The organism is Vibrio sp. 378 (genome assembly GCF_033339435.1).
On the sequence record NZ_JAWOUO010000673.1, the window covers coordinates 1 to 648 of the forward strand.

General features: G+C 39.7%; 1 pseudogene. It reads left to right on the forward strand.

Features of this window, described 5'->3' with window-relative positions:
• Positions 1–224 precede the first annotated feature (224 nt).
• Positions 225–648 (forward strand): annotated as a pseudogene (locus R7Q48_RS28185) (cytochrome C); the annotation flags it as partial.

Consider the following 648-nt stretch of genomic DNA (forward strand, 5'->3'; position numbering starts at 1 on the left):
TTAAAACCTAAAATTCACGCATAGAAAAAATGGTTTATTTTAATAATATTTCATATTGCGTCTATACTCTTACAAGCCATGTATTTCGATTTATTCAAGCGATGTAAATATGGATATTTTGCTTTTGGCTTGAATACAAAATTAATATTTCAATCAATTGCTTATTGAGATATTTAACCATTCCAACGCAATCCCACTTACTTTAGGACGAATCGAGAGGGACTATGAACGGTTTAAAGTCGATCGCTACATTAATATTTTTTATTTTACTGCTCACCGGATGTGGTCCAGACAGCAAAAACGATCAAAATACACCACCACCTGCGCTTGGTGATTTCGAGATCAGTGTTTCCGAGCCATCATTGGTCACTCAAGAAACCGGAGAAACCAAACTGGTAGTCGATTTTACCGTCAAAGACGGCAGTGGCAGATCTCATGAGCTAGACGAAACGAAAGACTTTCGCATCGCACTTCTTAAAGCAATGCCCTCTCGTGTCGACACACAAAATTCGAGCGATCCAGCCTTTGCCTTCAATGGGCGTCATGGCAATACCTATTGGAAGAGTTTCCATCACTCAAGTAATACCACAAATAACCGTGCCAGCATGGAGAGTGTTTGGGATGGAACACTAGTAAAAACAGACGAGG